Genomic DNA, 2,405 nt, shown 5'->3' with positions numbered 1-2,405 from the left:
CCCGGGGTCGGCGTCGGGGTCGGGGTGCCCGACGGCGACACTGACGGCGTGGTTCCCGGCGCCTCTGCCGCTGCCGAACTGGCGGAACTCCCGGCGGCCGCCGGGGAACCCGGCCCGCTGCTTTCCGGACGGGCGCCGATGCCGCAGGAAGCCACGGAGGCCACGAGGGAAAGGGCTGCGGCGGCGGTGAGCAGACGGCCGCGCAGCGTGGGAGTGATGGTACGCATGGCGCCCATCCTACGGTGGCGCCGGTCACAACACGCCCAGCAGACCGTTGAGACTCCCCCCGTTACATGAAAGAGTTATTTCATGACCAATCCCCTGATGAGCCCCAGCCCCCTGCCGTTCGGCCTGCCGCCGTTCGCGGACATCACCGACGAGCACTACGCCGAGGCCGTCGAGGCCGGCCTCGCCGAGCACCTCGCTGAAATCCAGGCAATCGTGGACACCCCGGAAGCTGCCTCCTTCGAGAACACCGCGCTGGCAATGGAGCGGTCCGGACAGCTCCTGCAGCGCGCGGCCGCGTCCTTCTTCACGCTCGTCTCGGCCGACGCGTCGGACGCCATCCGCGAACTCGAGACCACACTGTCCCCGCGCTTCTCGGCCCACCAGGACGCCGTCTACCTCAACCGGGGGCTGTTCGAACGGTTCGCCTCGATCAACACCGACCAGCTGGACGCCGAATCCGCGCGCCTCGTGGACGAGTACCTCAAGGAATTCCGCCAGTCCGGCATCCAACTCGACGGCGCCGGCCAGGAGCGGTTGAAGGCCGTCAACGCAGAGCTCTCCCGGCTGGGCACCGAGTTCGGGCAGCGGGTGAAGGAGGCGATGAAGTCCGCCTCGCTGCTTCTCGACGGCGCCGCCGAGCTCGCCGGGCTGCCCGCCGATGATGTTGCCAGTGCCGCGGAAGCCGCCCGCACCGCCGGGCACGAGCGCAAGTTCCTGCTCACCCTCATCCAGCCCAGCAACCAGCCCGCCCTAGCCGCCCTGGACAACCGGGACGTCCGCCGCCGCCTCTATGAGGCCTCGATCGGCCGCGGCAGCGACGGCGGCAGCCTCGATGTCCTGGACCTCGTTAAGGACATGGTCCGGCTCCGCGCCGAGAAGGCGGCGCTGCTGGGCTTCGCGAACTACGCCGAACTCGTCGTGGACCAGCAGACCGCCCCGGACTTCGCGGCGGTGCAGACCATGATGAACCGGCTCNNCGCCGGCCGCCGTCCGCAATGCCGACGCCGAGGCCGAAGCGCTGGCCGGGATCGCCGGGCACCCGCTGGAAGCCTGGGACTGGGCCTACTACTCCGCCAAGGTCAAACGCGAACGGTACGCCGTGGACGAGCAGGCCCTGCGACCCTTCTTCGAGCTGGACCGTGTCCTCAACGACGGCGTGTTCTTCGCCGCCAACGCGCTCTACGGCATCACGTTCCACGAACGCACTGACCTCGCCGGCTACCACCCGGACGTGCGCGTCTGGGAAGTCCGTAATGCGGACGGCACCGGGCTGGGCCTGTTCCTGGGCGACTACTACACCCGCGAGTCCAAACGCGGCGGGGCCTGGATGAACTCCCTCGTGGAACAGTCCCGGCTGCTCAACACCCGGCCCGTGGTGATCAACAACCTCAACATCTCCAAGCCGCCGGCCGGCGAACCCACGCTCCTGACCCTCGATGAGCTCCGCACCACATTCCACGAGTTCGGGCACGCCCTGCACGGACTGTTCTCCTCCGTCACCTACCCGCGGTTCTCCGGCACCTCGGTGCCGCGGGACTTCGTGGAGTACCCCTCGCAGGTGAACGAAATGTGGATCATGTGGCCGGAGGTCCTCGCCAACTACGCACGCCACCACGCTACGGGTGAGGCGCTGCCGCAGGAGGTCATGGACAAGCTCGACGCCGCGCAGCTGTGGGGCGAAGGCTTCGGCACCACCGAATACCTGGGCGCCGCCCTGCTGGATCTCGCCTGGCACGTCCTGGACAGCTCCGAGGTGCCCGAGGATGTCCTGGAGTTCGAGGCCAAGGCACTGGCTGCGTCCGGTGTGGCGCACCATCTGATCCCGCCGCGCTACCGGACCGGCTACTTCCAGCACATCTTCGCCGGCGCCGGCTACGCCGCTGGCTACTACTCCTACATCTGGAGCGAGGTGCTGGACGCCGAGACGGTGGAATGGTTCAAGGAACACGGCGGCCTCACCCGGGCCAACGGCGGGTTCTTCCGCGCCGAACTGCTCTCCCGGGGCAACAGCCGCGACCCGCTGGATTCCTTCCGCGCCTTCCGGGGCCGCGACGCCGAACTCGAGCCGCTCCTCAAGCGCCGCGGCCTCGACTAACCCCCTCATCGACTGCTCCGTAACGGCCGTTTTGAGGCCTCATAAGGGCCGTTACGGAGCAATCGATGGAAAACGGCGGCGG

At 68.6% G+C, this 2,405-nt stretch carries 1 pseudogene; it reads left to right on the top strand.

Features of this window, described 5'->3' with window-relative positions:
- Positions 1 to 309 precede the first annotated feature (309 nt).
- A pseudogene (locus K789_RS22590) lies at positions 310 to 2,323 on the top strand (M3 family metallopeptidase).
- Positions 2,324 to 2,405: the final 82 nt, after the last annotated feature.

The sequence above is a fragment of the Arthrobacter sp. TB 26 genome (genome assembly GCF_000427315.1).
GTDB lineage: Bacteria > Actinomycetota > Actinomycetes > Actinomycetales > Micrococcaceae > Arthrobacter.
The sequence above is the reverse complement of the archived record's forward strand: the minus strand, read 5'-3'. Positions and strand labels throughout refer to the sequence as shown.